This is a genomic window from Streptomyces sp. NPDC059564 (assembly GCF_042735575.1).
Lineage (GTDB): Bacteria > Actinomycetota > Actinomycetes > Streptomycetales > Streptomycetaceae > Streptomyces.
This window is the reverse complement of record NZ_JBHWBP010000432.1, coordinates 1-5,800: the sequence shown is the minus strand read 5'-3', so window position 1 is coordinate 5,800 and position 5,800 is coordinate 1. Positions and strand designations below refer to the sequence as shown.

The 5,800-nt window shown below is 74.7% G+C and carries 4 protein-coding genes and 1 pseudogene; 1 reads left to right on the top strand and 4 read right to left on the bottom strand.

Features of this window, described 5'->3' with window-relative positions; translation table 11 throughout:
• A pseudogene (locus tag ACFV0Q_RS37420) lies at positions 1 to 1,604 on the top strand (ATP-binding protein); the annotation flags it as partial.
• Positions 1,605 to 1,716: 112 nt separating this feature from the next.
• Here ACFV0Q_RS37420 and ACFV0Q_RS37415 read toward each other — a convergent pair.
• From ACFV0Q_RS37415 to ACFV0Q_RS37400, 4 genes are read right to left on the bottom strand one after another with little or no spacing between them, the layout of a single operon-like run.
• Positions 1,717 to 3,132 carry an FAD-dependent monooxygenase gene (locus ACFV0Q_RS37415; RefSeq protein WP_385011930.1) on the bottom strand — a complete coding sequence of 472 codons (1,416 nt, stop codon included), beginning with the start codon at positions 3,130 to 3,132 and terminating at the stop codon, positions 1,717 to 1,719.
• Positions 3,129 to 4,313 (bottom strand): MAB_1171c family putative transporter, encoded by a 1,185-nt coding sequence (locus ACFV0Q_RS37410; protein ID WP_385011927.1) that lies wholly within the window; start codon positions 4,311 to 4,313, stop codon positions 3,129 to 3,131. The genes ACFV0Q_RS37415 and ACFV0Q_RS37410 overlap by 4 nt, the downstream gene beginning before the upstream one ends.
• Positions 4,314 to 4,315: 2 nt before the next feature.
• The gene (locus ACFV0Q_RS37405; protein ID WP_266581492.1) at positions 4,316 to 4,846 is read right to left on the bottom strand and encodes a toxin-antitoxin system, toxin component; all 531 of its coding nucleotides are present in this window, start codon (positions 4,844 to 4,846) and stop codon (positions 4,316 to 4,318) included.
• Positions 4,847 to 4,860: 14 nt separating this feature from the next.
• The gene (locus ACFV0Q_RS37400; protein ID WP_385011924.1) at positions 4,861 to 5,460 is read right to left on the bottom strand and encodes a hypothetical protein; all 600 of its coding nucleotides are present in this window, start codon (positions 5,458 to 5,460) and stop codon (positions 4,861 to 4,863) included.
• Positions 5,461 to 5,800: the final 340 nt, after the last annotated feature.

Here is a 5,800-nt window from a genome sequence, read left to right as displayed (position 1 = left end):
CACTGCGCGAGGCCGCCGCCGAGAACCTCCGCGCCGGCGCCCCCGAGGCCGCCCGCCGCCAGCTCGACCGCGCCCTCCAGGAGCCCCCGGACTTCGGCGAACGCGCAGCCGTGCTCTACGAACTCGGCTGCGCCTCGCTGCTCACCGAACCCGCCACCACCGTCAACCACCTGCGGGCCGCCCTCGCCGAACCCTTCGACGACCCGGCCCTGCGCCAGGGCATCGTGATCCGGCTCGCCCAGGTCCTCGCCCACAGCGACCGCCTCTCCGAGGCCTCCGAACTCCTCGCCCGCGAGATACCCCACACCGCAGACGCCCGCGCCCGGCTCCGCCTGCAGTCCGAGCAGTTCATGTGGGACGCCTTCGACGCCGCCGAACCCGACTCCCCGGCCCGCTCGCGCCGCCTCGCCACCCTGGCCGACCGCCTCGGCGGCCGCGACCTCACCGAGCGGTACGTCATCGGCCTGCGCGCCTGGGACGCCTGCCTGCGCGGCGAGTCCGTCGAGGTGGTCCTGCACCACGCGCGCCGGGTCCTGCGGGAACCCTTCAGCTGGGCCCACGCGGACCGCGGCTTCGAGGTCCCGGTCCTCACCGCGATGGTCCACATGTACGCCGACCGGCCGGGCCGCGCCGAGCGGCTCTTCGACGCGGGCACCGCCGAGTTCGAACGCCAGGGCTGGCGCGGGGCCCACCTCTCCTTCGCGTACAGCCTGCGCGCGTACATCCGCCACCGCCGCGGGCAGCTCGCCGCCGCCGAGGAACTGGCCCGCGCCGGGCTGCGGCTCGCCGAGCGCGTGGGACGCCGTACGCCCGTCCACTGGTACGCCATCGCCATCCTCGTCACCACCCTGCTGGCCCGGGGCCGGGTCGACGAGGCCTGGGAGCTGGCGGGGGAGCACGGCTACGGGGAGCCCTTCCCGGCCGCAGTGGTCTTCCCCGACTCGCAGACCGTCTACGCCGAACTCCTCCTGGCCCGGGGCGAGACGAAGGCGGCCGTCGCCGCGCTCGAAGCGGTCGACCGGCGGCTCACCCCGCGCGGGATCCAGAACCCCGCCTGGTGCCCCTGGCGGCTGCACCTGGCCCGCGCCGTGGCCCCCGGGGACCCGGCAGGGGCCCGCTCCCTCGCCGACGGGGCCCTGCGCCGCGCCCGCGCCTTCGGCGCCCCCTCCACCATCGGCCAGGCCCTGCGCGTCTCGGCGGAGGTGGCCGGCGCCCCGGAGGAGCGGACGGCCCTGCTGCGCGAGGCCGTCGCCCTGCTGTCCCGCTCGCCCGCCGGGTACGAACTCGCGTGCGCGCAGGCCGCCCTGGGCGCGGAACTCGGCGACCGGGACCTGCTCACCCGGGCGCTGCTCACGAGCCGGGAGTGCGGCGCCGACGGCCTCGCGGCGCGCACCACCGACCTGCTCCTGGCCCACGGCGGCGACCTGCCCTGCGCCACCTCCTGGGAGGACCGGCCCACCCCGGAGGAACTGGGCGCGGGCGAGGACGCCGTACGGGGCGACCCGGCACCGGGCCCCGAACTGTCCGCCCTCTGCCGCAAACTCGGCACGGACCTGCCCGGCCTCCCGGACGCCCTCGCGGCGTACGCCCGCGTCGCGCGGTGAGCCGCCGCGGCCGGTGCCGGGCGGGGGGAGCGGTGCCGCGGCGACGAGGTCCGGCCGGAGACCGGGGCCGCCGGCCCGGGCCCGTCCCGCCGGTCCGACGGGACGCGGCCCCCTACGCGCGCAGGGCCGCTATCGCCGCCAGTTCCGTGTCCGCCAGCGGCGGGCCGGTCAGCTGGGCGCGGCGCGGGCCCAGCGCCGCCGCCAGCAGCACCGGCGGGGTGAAGAGCCGGGCGGCGGGCCGCTCCAGGGTCATCACGTCCGTGACCGCCCGCGCCACCCGCCCGTTGCCGGTGCTCGTGTGCAGCAGCCGCCGTACGTAGGCTGCCCCCACCTTCTCGGCCAGCGTCGGCCCGCTCTCCGTGGCGCCCGGGTAGAAGACGTCGCTGCCGGTCGACAGTGCCCACGCGGCGCTCACCGGCCCGGCGACGGCCTTCTGCACGCGGGCGCCGAGCCGGTCCTGCGACCAGCCGTACCGGGCGACCGCGGCCCGCAGCGCCAGCGCGCTCTGCGCGGCCACCGACATGCCGTGCCCGTACACCGGGTTGTAGGCGGCGACGGCGTCCCCGATGACCACGAGCCCCCGGGGCATGGCGGCCTTCTCGTAGTGGTGCCTGCGGTTGACGGTCGTACGGGTGAGCACCACGTCGGTCAGCGGCTCGGTCTGCGCGATCAGCTCGCTGACGATCGGGTGCCGCAGGTCCCGGGCGAACCCCTCGAAGGCCTGCGGATCCTTGGTGGGTTCGCCGCCCCGGGTCCCCGAGAGGGTGATGAGCCAGCGGTCGCCCTCGATCGGGACCAGGGTCGCCGACCGGCCGGGGCCCTGCTCGCGCGGGTCGGCCTGGATGTTCACGATGACGGGGAAGGTGTTCCCGAGGTCCTTCGGGGCGCGGAAGATCCGGCTGGCGTAGACCAGGCCCGGGTCGACGGTCCGCACCGCCGGCCGCGGTATGCCGAACCCGGCGAGCCAGTCCGGGGTGTGCGAGGACCGGCCGGAGGCGTCGACCACCAGGTCCGCCCCGACGACCCGCTCCTCGCCGCCCCGCTCGCGCACCCGCACCCCGGTGACCCGGTGCGCGTCGCCCTCCAGGCCCAGCACCTCCGTACGGTCGACGACGCTGACCCGGGACAGGGCCCCGACGGCCCGGCGGACGTGCCAGTCCAGGAGGTCGCGGCTGGCGAGGACCACGTAGTGGGAGGCCTCCGCCCAGCGGCGGAACCAGCCCTCGGGCGAGAAGCCCACCATGTTCGTCGGCAGCGCGATCCGGTGCGCGCCGTCCTCCATGAGCCGCCCGATGGTGCCCGGCAGCAGGCTGTCGATCGCCGCCGCCCCGCCCGACCAGAGCAGATGGGCGTGATGGGCCTGCGGCAGCCCCCGGCGCGAGCGCGGGGCGTCGGGCAGCGCGTCGCGCTCCACGACGACGACGTCACCGAACTCGGCGAGCGCGGCGGCCGCCAGCATGCCGGCGAGGCTGCCGCCGATGACGACCGAGGTACGCGGACCCGCGGGCGGCGGTGGAGTGCTGCTCATGAAGTCACGCTCTCTGGATGGTCCGCCGGCCCGGTCCGGGCGCGGAAGGAGATGACGGAGGGCGACCGGCGCAGGGCCTTGGAGACCGCGACGAGATCCGGGGCCTGGGCCGGGCCGGCCGCGTCCTCGCCCTCGGGCTCGGCGCCCTCCCGCAGCCGGCGCAGCGCGGCGACCACGGCGACCGCGTCGGCGCCGGCCGCCGCCTGGGCGGGTGCTTCGTCGCGTGCCAGGGCCTCGGCGAGGGCCCGCTCGCGGACCGCCGGGTCCATGTACGGCTGGAGGCGCAGCAGCCCGTCGCTGATCCGGGTCCTGCGCTGGACGAGGCGCCGGCTGATGGGGGAGCGCCGGGGCAGCCGCAGTGAACCGGTGTCGAGCGGCGCCAGTTCCTTCACGAACGGGGCGAGGCAGCGGAAGTGGTAGTAGTCCGTCCAGATCCGCTGCAGCGCCTCGCCGGCGTGCGGCAGGATGAAGCCCACGGCGATGAACAGCGCGCACACGGCGGCGATGGGCGGGGCGACGTACGTACTGAGCCAGTCCAGGTCGTGGCCGGTCCAGCGGGCGATCACCGCGGCCAGCTTCACCGAGTCGTAGCAGAGGTTCAGGATGAAGCCGATGACCAGCAGCACCAGGCCCGAGCGCAGCCAGCCCGACACCTGGCGCAGCCAGGACCAGGTGACCACCGAGGTGATCGCGCAGGCGATGGTGTGGGCCCCCAGGTAGAGCAGGATGTGCTCGCGCATCCAGGGCGTGTTGGCGTAGTACGTGTCCAGGTCCCGCAGCCGCTCGACCGGTACGTCGGCGAACGCGAAGGTGATCCACAGCCCGGCGACGACGGCCGAGTAGACGATCCCGATCGTCCAGCCGGCCCGCCGCACGCGCCGCGGATCGCCGCCCCGCCAGTGGATGATCATCACCAGGCAGGAGGCGCAGAACAGCGTGAGCAGCGTGTACAGCGTCGGCGCCGCGAAGTTCGCGATGCCCGTCCCGCGGTTCATCGCCGCCAGCGTCGTGGGCCGGCCGCAGTAGAAGACGGCGGAGGCCAGCAGCAGCAGGCCGCCGACGGAGCGCACGTTGGGATCGATGCGCCAAAACCTCATCATGACGGGCAGCCGGATCGCGAAGGCCAGGGTGAGGATCGCGGCCGGGATGAGGTAGGGGATGTAGAACTTGTCGGAATCCACCGTCAACCGATCGGTCCGCGGTAGCCGAGCGCGTTGCCGATGCGCCCGGCGACGTCGTTCCTGCGCACCGCTCCGGGGGCGTCGCCGCCGACCAGCCAGGGCCGGCACCGGTCGCCGAGCATCAGGCCGAAGCTCTCCGCCTCGATCTCCTGGGCGTCCTCGTAGTGGGAGCGCGCCGCGACACTGGCGTACGTCAGGTCCGAGGCGTCCGGCAGGGACCGGGCGGCGGCCGCCGCCCCGCGTCCGTGCTCGGTGCAGTGGCCCGCGTTCATGTGCCACAGCTCGTGCCCGAGGATGACCAGCTGGTGGTCCGCGGTCGTGTACTTCTCCACGACGACGATGTCGTACTCCTCCATGTTCAGCCAGAGCCCCGAGGTGGTCAGCTCGGTGGGGAAGCGCTCGAAGCGCAGCACGATCGGACGGCCGCCGCGCGTACGGCTCATCGCGTCGCACAGGGCCCGGAAGAGGGTCTGCGGATCGACCGGCGCCTCCAGGTCGAGCGACGACGTCAGCGCGGTGCACAGCTTGCGCATCGAACGGGAGACGTTCACCGGACCTCCTCAGCGGACAGCATCGAGGTGATCATGCCCAGGAGCAGTGTCTCCTGTGTACGGGTGAGGGCTTCGCCCCGGGTGGATATGGAGACCAGTCCGTACTGGTCCATGAGGTCGGCCATCAGATCGCCCGATCCGTTGTTGAGGGACTGGACCGCGGGCTGGAGGGCCCTGTTCACCGCCTGCGCCGGTGTGTCCGTCAGGAAGGTGACCTCACGGCCGAAGAAGGCCGCGAACTCGGCGCAGTGCCGCAGGTGCGGCAGTTCCCGGCCCGCCACGAGGTTGCCGACCCACCAGGGGGCGGCACCGATCGCCGCCGCGATGTCCGCGACGGCGTACGGGCGGCCGTTGGTGTCGCGGGAGGCGGCGTAGAGGAAGGCCGCGCGGCGGCGGACCGTTTCCTCTGCCTCCCCGGGCGTGGGGTCCGCGAACTCCTCGCCCCGCAGCAGGGCCGCCGTCAGCCCGGCGGGGACGCCGGTCCGCTCCGCGAGGGCCGCCACGTTCAGGATCTCGTCCACGTCCAGTTGCCTCTCGTGGGCGAGCGCCCGAATCCGGGCGAGCGTCGCGGCGAGGGACAGGACAGACTCCGCCATCTGTCTGTGCTCCCATACGTCCGAAGGGCAGATCCGTCTGCGCACCCGGGGGGACGGGCATGCCCCCCCGAGCATCAAGATCCACAACACCGGGCCGGTCGTTGTCGAGCCGTCGGATCGAAATCGGCCGGAGACCGGTGCTGGGGACGGACAGCAAGATACAGCCAGTGGGCGCGGCTGTGGCGAGAAAGGGAGCGTGCTCCCCGGTCCGCCGCGGGCGCGCGCCCGACGGGTAAGGAGTACCCGGGTAGGACGGTCCATACCCGCAGGTCCGGGATGTCCGGGCCCGTCCCCGGCCGCCCCGCCGCCCGCCCCGGCCGCCCCGCCGCCCGCCCCCGGC

What these genes read in the sequence shown, in the direction of transcription:
- ACFV0Q_RS37415 (WP_385011930.1), bottom strand. Translation starts at nt 3,132, where the DNA reads ATGAGCAGCACTCCACCGCCGCCCGCGGGTCCGCGTACCTCGGTCGTC.
- ACFV0Q_RS37405 (WP_266581492.1), bottom strand. Translation starts at nt 4,846, where the DNA reads ATGCGCAAGCTGTGCACCGCGCTGACGTCGTCGCTCGACCTGGAGGCG.
- ACFV0Q_RS37400 (WP_385011924.1), bottom strand. Translation starts at nt 5,460, where the DNA reads ATGGCGGAGTCTGTCCTGTCCCTCGCCGCGACGCTCGCCCGGATTCGG.